Raw genomic sequence first — 15,129 nt, 5'->3', positions numbered from 1 at the left:
TCAGGTGGGGACTTTGCGCAGCATCTCGGTGCCGACCAGGCCCTGGGCGATTTCACGCAGGGCGGTGACCGTGGGCTTGTTGTGGCTCTGGATGCGGGCTTCGTGCCCCTGGGCCAGTTCGCGGGCGCGGTAGGTCGCGACCAGGGTCAAGTCGAAGCGGTTGGGGACTTTCTCGAGGCAGTCTTCTACAGTGATGCGGGCCATATGTGTCCTGGTTCAGGAAGCGGTTGAAAGCGGTTTGCGGATGCCCAGCTGGGTGAACAGGTCGGCGTGCCGGACGGATTGCGCCGTGTAGCGCAGACGTGCCGCCCCGACGACTTGCCGGAGCTGTTCCAGTGCAAGGCTAAATTCTTGATTAATAATAACATATTCGCAATCGGAGGCATGCGCCATTTCGCCGCCCGCGGCGAGCAGCCGCCGGGCAATGATCTGGGGCGCGTCCTGCCCACGCTTTTTCAGGCGGGCTTCCAGGGCCTCGATCGAGGGCGGCAGGATGAAGATGCCGATCGCCTGTGGGTAATGGCGGCGCACCTGGAGTGCACCCTGCCAGTCGATTTCCAGGATGATGTCGGTGCCGTCGGCCAGAGCCTGATCGACCCGGTCGCGGGGCGTGCCGTAGAAATTGCCGTGGACCTCCGCCCATTCGAGCATGTCGCCCCGGTCACGCAGGGCCTGGAAGGTTTCCACGGACACGAAGCGGTAGTGTTTCTTGTCTTCTTCACCAGGCCGGGGCGTGCGGGTGGTGCAGGAGATGGACAGGGCCAGGGTGGGGTCTTGTTCCAGCAGGGCATTGACCAGGCTGGACTTGCCCGCCCCGCTGGGGGCGACCACCATGAAGATATTGCCGGAGGACTGCGTCATGTCGGATTCGTGTCAGCGTGCGGTCGATGCAGGGTCGGGCTGGCCGAGCTCGGCCAGCGCCTCGGCGTAGGCCTGGGGACTCGTGCACAGGAAGACGATGGCATCGCCCGGATTCAGGTTGAAGAGCACGTCCTGGATCTGTTCCGAGGCGTCGTCGCCCTCGTGGATCGCGGCGACGTGGACGTCGCCGTCCCCTTGGAACTGCTCGGCCGGGACCAGTTCCGCCACCTGTTCGACGTCGGCTTCGCGCTGGGCCACGTAGACCCGGAAGGACAGGTCTTCCAGTGTGATGTCCAGGACCAGCCCGCGGTCCAGATGAGAGATCAATCGGCTGGCGAGCGGCATGGGCATGGGGGAAGTGGGACGAGTCCTTGATTATAGACGTTTTGCGAGGATGACCCGGGCGCGGGCCGGGCCCCGCGGATCCGCGCGGGGGGCCCGCTCAGCCCGCCTCGGGCCGGGCGGGGCCGAACGTCGCCACCACCGGCGCGTGGTCCGAGGGCTTGTCCCAGCCGCGCGGCGTCTTGTCCACCGCGCATTCCCGACAGCGCGCCGCCAGGCCCGGCGTCGCCAGGATATGGTCGATGCGCAGGCCCGCATTGCGCCGGAAGCCCATCTGGCGGTAATCCCACCAGCTGAAGATGCGCGGCGGCTGGTCGAACAGACGGAAGGTGTCCCGCAGTCCCAGGCCCAGCAGGTCGCGGAAGGCTTGCCGTTCGGGATCGGAGACCAGGATTCCGCCCGCCCAGGCGGCGGGATCGTGCACGTCCTCGTCGGCCGGGGCCACGTTGTAGTCGCCCAGGATCGCCAGGTCCGGGTGGCGGCCGATCTCCTCGTCCAGCCAGCCGCGCAGCGCCTGGAACCAGTCCAGTTTGTAGGTGTACTTGTCGCTGCCTACCGCCTGGCCGTTGGGGCAGTAGGCGCTGACCAGGCGCACGGGTTTTCCATCCGGGCCGGACAGGGTGGCGGCGATGATCCTCTGTTGCGGATCCTCGTAGCCCGGGATGTTGCGCTGCACGTCCAGCAGGGGCGTCCTGCTCAGGATGGCCACGCCGTTGTAGGTCTTCTGTCCCGCCCAGCAGGCATGGTAGCCGGCGGCCAGCAGGGCCTCGCGCGGGAACTTCTCGTCCGGCAGCTTCAGTTCCTGCAGGCACAGCGCGTCGACCGGATTGGCCTGCAGCCAGTCCATGACGTGTCCCAGGCGGACGTTCAGGGAATTGACGTTCCAGGTGGCGAGTTTCATTCGATTTTAAATTCCGTTAATAATCAAATAGTTATCACATCACCACACATTGAATTTTCGGTCTAGCTACCCACCTGGCTACCCAATTTGGACCTGGTGGGCGTCTTTTCTTTGTGTTGCGTGAATACGACTATGGTATCAGCAGGGCATCTTGTTTCGCTCGATCATGGCGTGCAGGCTGGTGGCCGTGATGCCGCTGGATCGCTTGCCGATTTTGACCAGCTCCAGTTCGCCGTTATGGACCAGTCGGTAGATCGTAGAGCGAGAAACCCCCAGCTTGGCCTCTGCCACGTTGATGCGGTAGAGCAGTGCCCGTGTTGCGGCGCGGTGGGGAGGATGGGAAATGGGAGTGCTTGCTACTGTCATAAGTCGATCCTCTTCGGATGGCCGGTGAAAATAGTGGCTCCAAATGTGGAGTGTGAGCGTTTGGCAGGGCCAGCCGCCGATCCGCGGAGGGCGGTACGGCTGGGTGCCAGAGACTGCGGTCTTTCCCGCCGTCATCATGGGATTACGTCGCCATCCTGGATGTTGGGCGCCTGTTGTGGGCGCTCCGGGCGCTTCCGCTGGGGAAGTCCCCGCGACCTGCAGCCATCGCGCCCCACGCTAGGGACAGGCGGCTAGTTGCGGATTTCATCGGTTTTGCTTCAACCCCGATGCGTTGCAGGTTGCTGCGCAATCGCGTGCCGCGTGTCGGGCAGGGCGCAGTGTTTATCGGTTGTTGCTTTTTAAAGAGCCGGCCTGCGTTGAGCAGGTGGGGCTATTCTCATCAAATTGATTAGCAATGTCAATAACCATCAAAGGCGATTGTTTTTCTAAAAAATTCAATGGTTTACTGGAAGAGTGTTGAGCGTAGCTGATCCCGGACACTAGAGGGATACAACCATGACGCAAATTGTTTTTTCCTGTGACCGTGCCGGGATCGCTAAAATTGCTTCACTTCCTAGAGGCGGGCAGGGCAAGTTTGTTTCAGTGAAGTTCAGACCGTTTCATGCCCTGATGATGTTGATCTGACATGGCGTTACATTTCAGGCGATTCAGGCTGAACTTCTGCGCAGAAAAACTGCACAAAGACACTACCTTCCGTCACATCCAAATAGCTGATTTATCTAATAAAATCCATGTCCATGCCATGGTTATTATGAATATATATGCCTGACTTTCAGCCTGTACGTCACGCCTGTACCCTGATGGGCGGGATGACATCACTTGCCCAGAAACTTGGCCTGCCGGTGCAGGTCGTCAGCGGCTGGGCAGCCGGTACGCGACCGGTGCCGATCATCCGCTGCGTGGAGATCGAGGAACTGACGGGGGGCGGGGTCACCCGGAAGCAGTTGCGTCCGGATGACTGGTGGCAGATTTGGCCAGAATTGCGGGGAGGCGATTGAGGCTGCAGAATGTATTTGCTCCGAGAGGGCCGTATCGCATATACGTACCATCATAGGCGCAAATTATGTGAATGCAACAATTCAGCGTTCAGCAATAAGTAGGCCATCCCTGTCAGTGGTGTGTGTGAAATCTACAGGCCCCCTTGGTGCGGCACGGAAATGAGCTTCAGCAAACCGTATGCGCAGGGCTTCATCCCATTCCAGGTCGCCTAAATTACGAGTTCCCTTCGTCTCACGCACCAAATAAAGTCGTTCGGTACCGTCCTCGTCGCAGACAATGGCCCAGTCTGGGGAGTATTCGCCTACTGGGGTTTTTACCTTGAACCGCCGTGGCAGCTTTGTGAACAATTTGACTCGGTCACGGTCACCTTCCAGTTTTTGCGAAAACCTCAGTTCTACCAAGCTGTCGTAATCGGTATGGTCGAAGAGGTTAACGCCGTCTGCTGGGGCCTCTGCAACGCCGGCCTGTGGCGGAGGCATACCATTGATTGCCTTAGGTGCGTTTTTTCGCTCCACCTTTAGAAACACTACATTCGCATCCCACCAAGTGGAATCATCCATTGGTTCGTAGGTAATGTTATGGACCATCTGCTCGACGGTTGCCACGCGAATAGCTTGAGCGACAATCCGGGTCCAACGATCCGGATCATCTAGTGCTCGTGCTTTGTATTCGTCGGGGATGGCCTGTAACAGAGCAATGATTGTTGGCCGAGTCAGTTGCAGGGGAAACTTGCCGTAAAGCAAGTGGTCCTCCACCATGCGGACAATGTTGGGTAGGCGCTTCCCAACGAATGCAATCCGCTCGCCTGCACTGTCGCTGACTGTGGCGTCTGAGGTTATAACCTGGCCGTCCTCGTCGTACATCACATCGGCAGACTGCACTACATTGGCTCGTCTGTTAATGTATCTCAGATCGTTCAGGTGTTCGGAGACGGCAACTGCAGCTACCAAAGACATATCATCTACCGAGACACGGTAGACTGCCTTGTAACGTATGCGTTCCCATAACTCAGCGAATTCACGGCTTTCGAATAGCGCTGGGCGGCGGCGAATTTCTACAATGGAATCTGCGTCTTCAAGATCAGGTCTATCGCCTGTCCGGCCGCCCATTGCAGCATATTCAGCATTGAACCCTTCGCGAAACTCAGCAAATGATTCGTCTATGATGAGCGTGAGTCGATTGACGGAAGGATCCGAAATTCGCTGACCATTTTTATTGACCGGGAGCCGTAGGCCTCGCCCGATTTGTTGGCGTCGCTCAGTCTCGGATCGCGTGTGGCGTAGAAAACCTATCTGAAAAACGTTTGGATTGTCCCAACCCTCACGCAGGGCGGAGTGTGAAAAAATGAATGCGCGAGGATTTGAGCGGTCAAGGAGCAGCTCTTTTTGCTGGATTATTTCCTTGTATGCCCGCTCTTCGAGTTCTGAGTCTGTTTTATTTCCGCCCTTGGTGTCCTTCAGGATGCCAGTCTTGGTTGATGGGAAATACGCTATTCGAAGTTCAGCGGGGTTGGGCATGGAGTCCACGCTGTTTCCTGCCCTGACCCACTCTTCGCAGAAAATACTGTCGAACATGCGTGGTAGGGTGGCATTGTCGCCCACATAATCTGCCACTCGCTCCACGAAAAAGAGCGACAACACCTTTACCTCGTGCCCGGAGGCATCTAGGTTTTCTTGGCATTGCAGGTGAATACGAATCGTCTGGCGCACTTGATCACGCCAAATGGCCATTTGATCCACGCCGGTTTCTTGGCCAAGCTTGATGGTCAACCCGTTTTCAAATGTCACGAAATCGGGTTTGCGGTTGATGACATCTACGACAAGGCCACGATATTGAGATAATTTTCCCGAAGCATCGAATAGATCAGTTCCCGCTTGTGTGACGACATCTTTCCGGTTTGGTCCATTGGGGGTGGAAACGTCAATAGCAATATGGGCGAATAGAGTCCTTTTCTGCGAGACTATTTTCTTTAAATGTAGGTAGGGCTGACCATCTGAGCCTGCCACTATACCTTTCACCGATACGCGTTTGACCAAGCCCAGTTCGGCAGCTTTCTTGGCTCCCAAGCGATGTATTAAATTAAAGGGTTCTTTGTGCGTGGCGCTATACCGTAGTGCTACCAGAGGATTCAACGTCGCGATTACCCGTCGGCGTAGAGGAGACGCCATATTTTGGGGTTCGTCGATAATAACGACAGGTCGAGCTTGTGCCACCAGTTCGACACCAGAGAGGGTGTCACCCCAAAGTCTGGGTTGCTCTGGTGAAGAATACAGAGTGTTGGTGTCGGGCTTATCTAGAAGTTGGACACTAGCAATCAGAAATTGGACCGTACTGGATGGATCGATGAAGTCATTGAGCGCCCTTGTGTCGCCCATGACATTCCATCGATAAGGTAAATTGGGAAACTTGCTGCGAAAGTGTTCGTAGGTATCCTGGAATGTCTTAATGACGCCAGCACGAATGGCTACCGAATGGACCAGGATGACGAACTTACGTAGTCCATATGCCTCCGCCATACGTAGTGCTGTGGCAATATACACATAGGTCTTCCCTGTGCCAGTTTCCATCTCGACCGAGAAGTTCGGAAAACCGCGATGTTGGTCTAATAAGTCTTGCTCTTGTTGCAGAACCAACGCATCCTGAGTGTCTACATCTTCACGTTGTGTGATGGTGTTTAGGTTGGTCGTCAACACACGTTTATTAAGCCGAAAGCCAGCATGGCCGTCTGCGCCTGGGGCTACACCGGCAATAAGACTCGGCGGAGGTGTCAACACACCTTCAAACAGGTCAGTCACCGCATCGATCGCGGCCGCCTGATGAGGCTGATCGTCAAATTGAAACTTCACGTGCCGTCCTTTCAAGCAAGATCAGCTTAGATCGCAAGCGGGGGGCCAGCGTAAGGGTGGTTTTGTCCTCAACCTTGTCACCGCGCAGAATTAGCGTATCGTTATCCGTCAGGCCGATGTCCTTGGCAGTTTCAAGGGTAAACGCGTCCAGGCAGATAAACAGGCGGCCAGTTGCTGAATTTTTTCCGGTAACTGGTGAGAATGTGAATACGCTCACACCGTCGTGCTCAGATACTGATACGTCGGAATCCAGACGACTATCAGTAGCTTTTATGGCCACTTCCCAGGCTACAGCTAGAGAGTCCGCTCCCTTTTTCACAGGTGGTTGCGATGCCTGCTGTAATATGAGGGTAAGCTGCTCCTGTGTGTCCTGGCCCGCCTGTGCCGTCACTGGGTTTTCAATTAGAAGGTTGGTTTTTTGCGCTCGGAACAGGCGAAAACCGAGCTCCTTTCCGTCTGGGTCCAGCATTGCAGCTGCGCGGCGGAGGCGCTCGGCAGTAATTTCAAAAATGGTCCTATAGCCGCCCCTAATCGCGGTTTTACCAGATTCCGTCGTGTTATCAGGAGTTTCAGGCCTCTGGACCAGAATCCAGCGCCGTGTCATTCCATCTTTGGAATTCTGTTCCCATACTGCTTGGGCAGTCGATCCGGAGCCAGCATAAAAATCTAAAATCAGATCATCGCCTGTTGTTATGGCGTCGAAGAGGCGAGCGAGGACATCAGTACTCTTGGGGTCATCGAATACCTTCTCCCCCATCAGCTCTTCGAGGCTTTTAGATGCGGCACGCCTATCACGATAAAAAACGGAAGCTGGTGCCCAGGTTTCCCGCATATGTAAATATGACTTGATCTGGACCCGTTTTGTCATGTCCTCGGGATAAATCAGACGTCCGTCTTCGTCCAGTGCTTGCATAGCAGACACCTCGTAGCGCCATCCGTTCTCGGGGGGGCTGTAGCCCTTCCAGTCGTATATTAGATTTTCTCGATAGTTTGGGCTCGAAATATTGTCCGGGAACCATATGCCCCTATGATCAACTCGGTTGTAGTAATCATGTGCCTTTGAAGGATTGTCGTCCGGTAGGGATTTATACCAGTCACGCAATGCTTCAGTAATCGCGTCGTAATTTTCCCCAAACCGTTCGCGAAGCTCTGCGAGCTTGGCATAGATAGGCTCTAAGCCGTCTTTTCGTTCTCGAAATTTTATGTCGTTGGATTTTAAGAACGCAAAATCTCTAGCGTAGATCAAGATGTAATCCTGCCCTCCGCCAGTGTACTTCGCATCCCCTTTTCTGGCACCCCGCCAAGTCAGCATGTCGATGAAGTTTTCGGCACCAAATATTGCGTCGAGTAGCAGACGCAAGTGATGCACTTCATTGTTGTCGATAGAGGCTAGAAAAACGCCATCCCGACGCAAGAGCTGCCTGGCTGCAACGAGACGTGGAAACATCATGGTTAACCAGGGAGCATGCTTGCGCCCCTTGATTTCTTGCTTGCTGGTGGTCGCCAACCCGTATTCGTCCACTTGGCCGGTTGAAGCCAGGTAGTCGGCCTCTGACACCGAGAAATCGTCGTTATATGTGAAGCTTTCGCCCGTGTTGTAGGGAGGATCAATGTAGATCAACTTGATCTGACCCGAGTAGCCATTTTTCAGGACTTTCAATACTTGCAGATTGTCGCCTTCAATCAGAATATCTTTGGCCGTGGTCCAGTTGACGGACGCGTTGGGGTCTGGCTTCAAACTAATCGTCGTTGGTATCCTGGCCTCGTAGCGCGCATAGTCGATTCCGGGCCATGTAAAGGCGAAGGCGGACGTATCCTGCGCGAATCCAAGGGCAGACCACAGTGCGGCCTTATTCAGCTCACCGTCCGGAAATGCAGAGGGTACTAGGTCTCGTAGCTTCTCCAACAGCGCAGCCTGCCCGTCCTCGGTGTCGGGGGAGACTATGCTTATGTTCGTCAGCTTCCCCTTCTCGCCCACCTTGGTGTTTTTCTTGGTCATGCATCCCTCGTCATATTCTGTCGCAATAGCCCCTGATTTTCGCACAAGACCATATGGGCTGATGTATGGACAAAAGCAGTTCAGACCGTCCTCCGTCCGGTAGCGGCGCTCGCCGCGCGGCCGGCATCCCCAGTCCATCTCCACAGCACAGGCAGCCATTGCCCTGAGTGCGCCGCCTAAAACGCCGACTGTATCACTACGCTCCTTCCTGCAAGGGGTGCGCTTCGCCGGGTACTGACCCGGTCCCTTCGTTTCTCTTCGTTCTCCTGCGGGCTGCGGCCTGCGTGCCCGCCCCTTTCCGGTCGTCCCTGCGTGATCCAGCGCGGCAAGGCGACGAACTCACGGCAACGGTGGCACTCCGGGCCAGACAGTAGGACTGCGAACACCGCAAAACCTACAGAAGGCTCGGAATCTTCGGCCCCGGTAGCCGGATAACCCCGAAAGGAGAACACCATGAAAGAAATCAGCACCGCCGCGCTGGGCTACGACAACATGAACGATGTGCATACGCTGTATGTGCGCAGCCCCAACGGGCGCTATCGGCTGGCGTCCGATGATCAGGTGCTGGCAGCGGGCCGGGTGGCGGCTGAAAGCCTGATTTCTGTGTCCAACCCGATGGCGCAGCCTGCGCGGGTGGTGCAGTTTTTCCAGGCGAAGCTGGCCGGGCTGGGCCATGAGTGTGCGGCGTTCCTGTATCTGGACGCGCAGTTAAAGCCGATTCGCTACATCGAACAGGCCTTCGGGACGCTGTGCCATGCCAGCATCTACCCCCGCGAAATTGTGAAAACGGCCTTGCGTGTGAATGCCGCCGCGCTGTTGATGGCGCATAACCACCCCTCGGGTCTGGCCGAACCCAGCGCCGCTGATGTGAGCATGACGCGGCAGCTCAAGCAGGCGCTGGCCCTGGTGGATGTGCGCTTGCTGGATCATGTCGTGGTCGCAGCAACCCAGGCGGTTTCCCTGGCCGAACGCGGCCAGGTGTAAGGCGGTCAGCAGGGTGGGGCTGCGGCCCCGCCCTGTGCCAGGGCGGGCAGGCCGCGCCACCCCGCATGGGGGAAAGGCCATCCGGTTCACGCATCCTCGAATCTGGTCTGCCCGTCAGGTCCATTCCCTTTTTCAACAGGAGATCACCTGATGAACACCTATGAAGTCGGCAACGACGAACGTTTGAGCAGTAGATCGCAGGCTATCCGGGATGGCCGGTTGATGGATATTACGCGCCAGGCTGGCCGCGTTGGTTTTCGGGTGCCGGTGGCGATTACCCGCGCAGCTTGGCGGGATTGCGTGGAATGGGCGGACACCACGGCATCACATGAAGCCGAAGACCGCCGCTTGCATGACTTGCTGCGCGAGTTGAACGAGCGCGCCGTATTGGCGTCGGAATTGGACCCTGAAGGCGTGGCGCTGATGCGGTTTTATCGGGTTCCGGCAGGGGCCAAGCACACCGTGGCCGAAGTGACGCCGCTTGCCCTGCACAGCGGGATGGATGAACACGATATGCCGATCATCACCATCAGCCTGGCGAGTGAAGCCGACTATTCTGCCGCCTGACCGGCTGCACGACTGCGATCCCCCTGCATGGGGTATCCGTGTCCCCGCCGCCGTAGGCGTCGGGGCCGGGCTGTCGTGCTGCGCATCGAGCCCCATGCCGGGTCTTGACCCTGGCGGGCTTCCATCCCTCACGCCTTCGCGCCGGTCGGTGCTGCACGCTTCGCTTGCCAGGCGGCCGCTGGCCGCAGATGGAGCCGCGCTCGTGCGGGCGCGACTAGGGGCGCTCGCCGCGCAGCCGATGTGGGGCGACAGATTCGCACCACTGCCGACATCCCCGTCTTTCGTGAGTCCCGCCGCCTAAACCGCCGACATGTACCACTCCGCGTCCAGCCTCCGAGGGCTTTCGCGGCATAAACGGCTGCCTCCCCGCTGCGCAGGACCCCTCCATTTATTCCACGACCCTCTCCGGCAGGCCGCTGCATGGTCCAGATCGGCACGGCGACGGAACTCACGAAAGACGGCGGCAACACCGGGAGCCAGGATCAATCCCCCCACATCGTTTCAACGATCCGGCTCAAGAATCTTCGAATCCGGTCAGCAGAAAAACCAGCCCCAGAAGGCTTTTTTGAAGGATGGAAACCATGAACAAGCTGTTTGAAGCATCAGACCTGATCCATGCCTACAGCCGCGCCCAGGCGGTGGCAGATGGTGTGCTGGTGGATGTCACCGCGACGGCCCGCGAAGCCGGGTTTACGGTGCCGGTCGCCATGACCCGCGCCGCCTGGGTCGATTGTGTGGAGTGGACCGAAGAAACCGACCGGCGCAAGGCGACGAGCCAGGACGAGGCGGGGCGCTTGTGGGATGTGGTGTGGATGGCGCACCGGGCCGCACTGCGGGCGGCAGGGGCTGGGTGCTGCGCCTTTGAAGTGCTGCGGGTGCCACGCGAAGGCCGGGGCATCCGTCCGCGTAGCGCAGTGCTGACCATGCGCATCGGTGCCGGGGATAACGGTGAGCCGGTCATCACGATCAGCCAGCCCAACGAAGACTGACAACCCCGGCCAATGCTTCGCGGCGCGGAGCATTGACAGCGGCTGTCGCTGAAATCCCAACCACGGAAAGCAAGGAGAAACACCATGGCATCAGTCAACAAAGTCATCATCATCGGCAACCTGGGCCGCGATCCCGAAGTGCGCTACAGCCCGGACGGTGCCGCGATCTGCAATGCTTCGATTGCCACGATGACCCAATGGAAGGACAAGGCCACGGGCGAGAAGCGCGAGGAAACAGAATGGCATCGGGTGGTGTTCTACAACCGCCTGGCCGAAATCGCGGGCGAGTATCTGAAAAAGGGTCGTTCGGTTTACATCGAGGGCCGATTGAAAACGCGCAAATGGCAGGACAAGGAAACCGGCGCGGATCGGTACAGTACCGAAATCGTGGCCGACCAGATGCAGATGCTGGGTGGCCGTGACGGTGGCCCGGCTGCGGGTGACGATGCGGGCCAGGATGACCCCAAGACCAGCAAGCCCGCACAGTCGCGCAAACGGAGTGGGCGCGGTGCTGCACCTGCTGCGCAGCCTGCAGCTAACGACCAGGCCGATGATATGGACATCCCGTTCTAATCCCGTCTGACCTTCCTTCCCTGGGCCGCTTATGCGGCCCTTTTTGCGTCTGCCCGTTGCCGTGTTTTGGTAGTGGGTTTCTGTCTGCCTGGTGCGCTTGTCCCAGGCTGCGCCTGGGTCCCTGCCGTGTGACGCTGCCTGCCCGGTTTCCGGTCAGGCTGGGCCGTTTGTCCCCAAATTCGCTGGCGCTCATTTGTGGCCTTAAACGTCCCACACATGACGCACCCCTGGCGGGGAGCCGGAAAGCCTTGCCCACTAAGGGTTTGCGGGGATTTGGCTGAATCCTGGGTCGTGGAACACATAGGGCACCGGAACCACCTAAAGCATTGGTCTATCGGCGGAAATGGCGGCCACAGCCGTGGTCTAAAGCGCCGTAGACGGGTGTGCTACCTGGGCAAATGCTGGGTTAGAGACACCTTTGGGACATGCGAGAGACACGGCGGCGACGTTGCCGTGACACTCGCAGGACATGAGCAATACCGCCTGGAGACTTCAGCACGACAGTCAGGGGACGGATGGCAGACAGGCTGGCGTCATTCGATTTCGAGGGCAGGGGCCGGCTGAGCATCGAGGGTGGTTTGCGGGTCATGCGGCTGCATGACGGGGTGTGTCATCTGCGCTTGCACCAGGTCATGCGCCAGCCCCTTGTATCCCTGCCGGTCTACCCGTTCTGGCAGTTTTTCCGCATCGTCGGTGAACACCGTGACGGCATGCCGTTCCCGAGAAATACTGACGTAATAGGTGTCCTGGGCTGTGGTGCGGCTGAAGCTTTCCGCGTTGTAAAAAACCCGGTCGCAGGTCAGCCCCTGTGCGCTGTGCGCGGTGCTGGTATAGGCATAGTCCATGTGCAGCGGCTGGTCGGCGGGCAGGGTGATCTGCCGCTTGCCTGCCGCGATGGTGATGCGGTTGGCCTGGACTTCGACCACCTTGGCCAGTTGGCCGTTGACCAGATCATGGCGGGCATCATTGCGCGTGATGCGGACCTGATCTCCTACGGATAGCTCCGATTCGTTCAGGTGGTAGACCGACAGGCGGCTCATCGTCCTGGGGATGATGTCGATGGGGGGCTGGTCGGCTGCGTCCGGGCGCAGGGCAGCCACCGTGATGCGGTCATGCTGGGGCATGCCGATGACACGATAGCGTTCACCGCACTTCAGGCCGCATTGGTAGTCCCGTTCGGGCACCACAATATCGCCCACGGTGTAGTAGCGGGCCACGCTGCGCTGGGCGCGGGTGGTGTCGTGGCGGGCCAGCAGCTGGTAACGATGGCCCTTGCCCTCCAGGCCGAGCAGCGCATGGATGCGGGCATTGATGGCCTGGCGCGAGGCATTGGTGCCGGTGACGACCAGGGTACTGGCCTGTTCGTGTTCAGGCAGCGAGACATAGGCCTGGGCGATGGCCTCATAGCGGCCAGAACTGTCGCGGGTCTTGTGGCCGTGCTCATCCACGCCGAACTGATCGGGGATGGTCAGCACCTGATCCAGCAGCGGCAGAGACTGGCTGGCCTGGCCGGTGGCGGCCAGTTGCACGGCCTGGCGCAGCCGTTCGGACCGCTGGCGCTGGATATCGCCCATGAGCACGGTTTTCATGCCGTGTTCCTGCATCATGGCAAAGGCGCGGCCCGCCTCGATGGCCTTGGTCTGTGCCGTGTCGCCCAGCAGCACCACCTTGGCCCCGGTCGGCTGGATCAGCGCCAGCAGTTTGTCCATCTGGCGCACTGGCACCACCCCGGCCTCATCAATGACCACCACGGTGTGTGGCCCCAGGCGGTCCGTGAAGCTGCGTTTGTCACGGGCAGCCAGCACCGAGGCAACGGTATTGGCCTGGACACCATCGTTGCGCAGGTTGCGCACCATGTTGCCGTAGGGGGCCAGCGCCACCAAGATCCGGTTGTGCTGTTGCAGCACGGTCTGGGCGCTTTGCAGCGCGAAGGATTTGCCCGTACCGGCCAGCCCCTGAATGCCGCTGATCTGGTCGGCGTCCGTGGTGATCAGCATGACCGCCTCACGTTGCCCGGCGGTCAGACGGGTATCCAGCCCTGGTTCGATGGTCTGGGCGGCCAGGGCGGCCAGCCAGGTGCCGCGCCCGGCCTGTTCCGCCGCCAGGATGCGGGATTCGGCTTCATGCGCTTGGCGGGTCGCGTAGCGCGGGCTTTCCATCAGCAGCCGTCCCTGGGCAATCGCCTGGTCTACGAGTTGCAAGGCAGACTCATGGGACGATCCGCTCAGGCGCATGACCTCTGCGGCCCAGCCTTCACGGGGCATGGGTGCCGCCTGGGTGTCCTGGGTACTGCGGTAGTGGGGCGCTTCGCGGATCAGGGTGCCATCCTGGACCTGTGCCTGGATGGCGGCCTGGATGCTGGCCACATCGGTATGGCCCCCGGCATGGCGCACGGCTTGTTGTAGCAGATCGGCCAAGGGCATGACCGATTCGCGTTCGGCCAGATGCGAAATGGCCCAGGTCAACGATGCCTGGGCCACCAGTGGAGAAGATTGGTCCGCTTCATGTCGCGGCTGGGCTTGTGGTCCCGCCTGCCCAAACTGAATGCCGATGGCAGCAGCGGCCTCTTTCCAGGTCTGATGCAATGCGGTGCGGTTCATGTCCTGGGCCTTGGCTTGCCGGTGGGTCAGATTGATACCCTGGCGCAGCGCATGGGAGGCCTGGTCGCGGCTGGTGCCCCGTGCAGACAGCTCCGCCGTGATGCCGGTGCTGCGTTTGCTGAAAAACTCGATCTGCTGACGGCTGATGTGCGCCAGTTCGATATGGCTTTTCTCATGGCGCACGGCGTAACCCAGCGCCCGGACATTGCGTTCCAGCGTGGCCTGATAGATGGAATCCGTGACGCGCAGGAGTTGGAAAATCTGTTCATTGGACAGCGCGACCCATTGACCATCGGCCCGCTGCGTCAGGTTCATCAGCAGGGCGTGGACATGCAAATGGGGGTCGGGTGCCGCGCCCTCCGTGGGCCGTGCGGTTTCGTGGCGGAATTTGGCGATGATCAGATTGCCGGTGTGTTCCACACGGGATTTGCCGCCTTCCTTGCGTCGGCCCATCGCCAGGTGCTTTTCCACATAGGCCAGTGCCGTGGATACGGCATCGTCATTGGCCTGGATCAGGCGGTTGTCACCGCCGATCAGCGCCTGCAAGGTGATGCTTTTGGGCGCACCAAAGGTCAGGTCCAATGCGGCGCGGGCCTTGGCGTCCTTGCGCACCGACTGGACCGCTGTGATGCCATGCCCAAAATCGCCTTGAAGCATCGCTTTGAAGCGGGCCGGGTCAATGGCACCGACCGCGCCCAGGCGGCGGGCACCTTCGCCCTGCCAGGTCGCGGCGCTGCCGTCGCGGCTGTAGTAGTCATCGGCTTGGTCGGCGTAGTAGTGCGTGGCGAGGGCCGCACGGGCCCGATAGATCTGGCTGTGCGAGATCATGGAGACTCCGGGATGGGGGTGGTTAAAGATCAGCAAGCGGACGCAAAAGGCGCGTGAATGCTGGCTGCAGGGGGACGGGTGGAAGAGCTAAAAGACCATGTGTAGTCGTCACAAACCGCTTGGTGTGCGCCTACATCTGCAGGGCGAAAATCCCTTATAGACCAAAAAGTAACGACAAGATACCATCGTTGATCAGATGCCGAGGATTTTCCGCGCAATCAGATAGTCGATTTTGGTAGATTAATCGTGGCCC

The 15,129-nt window shown here is 59.1% G+C and carries 14 protein-coding genes; 6 read left to right on the top strand and 8 right to left on the bottom strand.

All coding sequences use genetic code 11. The annotated features are described in order from the left end of the window. The 5 genes from rpoZ to ACTPOE_RS04445 all read right to left on the bottom strand — a co-directional run bounded on the left by rpoZ (nt 1) and on the right by ACTPOE_RS04445 (nt 2,470). Nucleotides 1-204 carry a DNA-directed RNA polymerase subunit omega gene (rpoZ, locus tag ACTPOE_RS04465; RefSeq protein ID WP_458871025.1) on the bottom strand — a complete coding sequence of 68 codons (204 nt, stop codon included), beginning with the start codon at nt 202-204 and terminating at the stop codon, nt 1-3. A gap of 12 nt (nt 205-216) precedes the next feature. Further along, entirely contained in the window at nt 217-861 is a 645-nt protein-coding gene (gene gmk, locus ACTPOE_RS04460; protein WP_458871024.1) for a guanylate kinase, read from the bottom strand. Between the two features lie 12 nt (nt 862-873). Beyond that, nucleotides 874-1,212 carry a hypothetical protein gene (locus ACTPOE_RS04455; RefSeq protein ID WP_458871023.1) on the bottom strand — a complete coding sequence of 113 codons (339 nt, stop codon included), beginning with the start codon at nt 1,210-1,212 and terminating at the stop codon, nt 874-876. 91 nt (nt 1,213-1,303) lie between these two features. After that, complete coding sequence (gene xth / locus ACTPOE_RS04450; RefSeq protein ID WP_458871021.1) at nt 1,304-2,104, bottom strand: exodeoxyribonuclease III; 801 nt, start codon at nt 2,102-2,104, stop codon at nt 1,304-1,306. 138 nt (nt 2,105-2,242) lie between these two features. Then, a complete protein-coding gene (locus ACTPOE_RS04445; protein ID WP_368649185.1) occupies nt 2,243-2,470 on the bottom strand; it encodes a helix-turn-helix transcriptional regulator in 228 nt (75 codons plus the stop codon). 516 nt (nt 2,471-2,986) lie between these two features. Between ACTPOE_RS04445 and ACTPOE_RS04440 the strand changes: the two genes are divergently transcribed. Continuing rightward, nucleotides 2,987-3,115 (top strand): hypothetical protein, encoded by a 129-nt coding sequence (locus ACTPOE_RS04440; RefSeq protein WP_458871020.1) that lies wholly within the window; start codon nt 2,987-2,989, stop codon nt 3,113-3,115. A 137-nt stretch (nt 3,116-3,252) separates the two neighbouring features. Then, nucleotides 3,253-3,489 (top strand): YdaS family helix-turn-helix protein, encoded by a 237-nt coding sequence (locus ACTPOE_RS04435; protein ID WP_458871019.1) that lies wholly within the window; start codon nt 3,253-3,255, stop codon nt 3,487-3,489. Nucleotides 3,490-3,570: 81 nt separating this feature from the next. Here ACTPOE_RS04435 and ACTPOE_RS04430 read toward each other — a convergent pair whose 3' ends face one another. Together ACTPOE_RS04430 and ACTPOE_RS04425 are read right to left on the bottom strand one after the other, a co-directional pair. After that, a complete protein-coding gene (locus ACTPOE_RS04430; RefSeq protein ID WP_458871017.1) occupies nt 3,571-6,336 on the bottom strand; it encodes a restriction endonuclease in 2,766 nt (921 codons plus the stop codon). Next, nucleotides 6,320-8,335 carry a site-specific DNA-methyltransferase gene (locus ACTPOE_RS04425; RefSeq protein WP_458871016.1) on the bottom strand — a complete coding sequence of 672 codons (2,016 nt, stop codon included), beginning with the start codon at nt 8,333-8,335 and terminating at the stop codon, nt 6,320-6,322. Before ACTPOE_RS04425 ends, ACTPOE_RS04430 begins: the two co-directional genes overlap by 17 nt. Before the next feature lie 453 nt (nt 8,336-8,788). Here ACTPOE_RS04425 and ACTPOE_RS04420 point away from each other — a divergent pair, with 453 nt between their 5' ends. The 4 genes from ACTPOE_RS04420 to ssb all read left to right on the top strand — a co-directional run bounded on the left by ACTPOE_RS04420 (nt 8,789) and on the right by ssb (nt 11,448). Then, nucleotides 8,789-9,319: a JAB domain-containing protein gene (locus tag ACTPOE_RS04420; RefSeq protein ID WP_458871014.1), complete on the top strand. Its 531-nt coding sequence runs from the start codon at nt 8,789-8,791 to the stop codon at nt 9,317-9,319. Between the two features lie 150 nt (nt 9,320-9,469). After that, nucleotides 9,470-9,886, top strand: a complete 417-nt coding sequence (locus ACTPOE_RS04415; RefSeq protein ID WP_458871013.1) for a DUF6573 family protein — start codon at nt 9,470-9,472, stop codon at nt 9,884-9,886. Between the two features lie 581 nt (nt 9,887-10,467). Beyond that, on the top strand, nt 10,468-10,875 hold the full coding sequence (locus tag ACTPOE_RS04410; protein WP_368644367.1) for a DUF6573 family protein: 408 nt from the start codon (nt 10,468-10,470) through the stop codon (nt 10,873-10,875). A gap of 84 nt (nt 10,876-10,959) precedes the next feature. Then, nucleotides 10,960-11,448 carry a single-stranded DNA-binding protein gene (gene ssb / locus ACTPOE_RS04405; protein ID WP_458871012.1) on the top strand — a complete coding sequence of 163 codons (489 nt, stop codon included), beginning with the start codon at nt 10,960-10,962 and terminating at the stop codon, nt 11,446-11,448. Nucleotides 11,449-11,981: 533 nt separating this feature from the next. Here ssb and mobF read toward each other — a convergent pair. Continuing rightward, entirely contained in the window at nt 11,982-14,876 is a 2,895-nt protein-coding gene (gene mobF / locus ACTPOE_RS04400) for a MobF family relaxase (protein WP_458871011.1), read from the bottom strand. Nucleotides 14,877-15,129: the final 253 nt, after the last annotated feature.

It is taken from the genome of Castellaniella sp. WN (assembly GCF_054457555.1).
This window is presented reverse-complemented; position numbering and strand designations above follow the sequence as displayed.

Excerpts from the sequence above, each read along its gene's own strand:
- rpoZ (WP_458871025.1), bottom strand. The coding sequence starts at position 204 with ATGGCCCGCATCACTGTAGAAGACTGCCTCGAGAAAGTCCCCAACCGC.
- gmk (WP_458871024.1), bottom strand. The coding sequence starts at position 861 with ATGACGCAGTCCTCCGGCAATATCTTCATGGTGGTCGCCCCCAGCGGG.
- ACTPOE_RS04455 (WP_458871023.1), bottom strand. The coding sequence starts at position 1,212 with ATGCCCATGCCGCTCGCCAGCCGATTGATCTCTCATCTGGACCGCGGG.
- xth (WP_458871021.1), bottom strand. The coding sequence starts at position 2,104 with ATGAAACTCGCCACCTGGAACGTCAATTCCCTGAACGTCCGCCTGGGA.
- ACTPOE_RS04445 (WP_368649185.1), bottom strand. The coding sequence starts at position 2,470 with ATGACAGTAGCAAGCACTCCCATTTCCCATCCTCCCCACCGCGCCGCA.
- ACTPOE_RS04440 (WP_458871020.1), top strand. The coding sequence starts at position 2,987 with ATGACGCAAATTGTTTTTTCCTGTGACCGTGCCGGGATCGCTAAAATT.
- ACTPOE_RS04435 (WP_458871019.1), top strand. The coding sequence starts at position 3,253 with ATGCCTGACTTTCAGCCTGTACGTCACGCCTGTACCCTGATGGGCGGG.
- ACTPOE_RS04425 (WP_458871016.1), bottom strand. The coding sequence starts at position 8,335 with ATGACCAAGAAAAACACCAAGGTGGGCGAGAAGGGGAAGCTGACGAAC.
- ACTPOE_RS04420 (WP_458871014.1), top strand. The coding sequence starts at position 8,789 with ATGAAAGAAATCAGCACCGCCGCGCTGGGCTACGACAACATGAACGAT.
- ACTPOE_RS04415 (WP_458871013.1), top strand. The coding sequence starts at position 9,470 with ATGAACACCTATGAAGTCGGCAACGACGAACGTTTGAGCAGTAGATCG.
- ACTPOE_RS04410 (WP_368644367.1), top strand. The coding sequence starts at position 10,468 with ATGAACAAGCTGTTTGAAGCATCAGACCTGATCCATGCCTACAGCCGC.
- ssb (WP_458871012.1), top strand. The coding sequence starts at position 10,960 with ATGGCATCAGTCAACAAAGTCATCATCATCGGCAACCTGGGCCGCGAT.
- mobF (WP_458871011.1), bottom strand. The coding sequence starts at position 14,876 with ATGATCTCGCACAGCCAGATCTATCGGGCCCGTGCGGCCCTCGCCACG.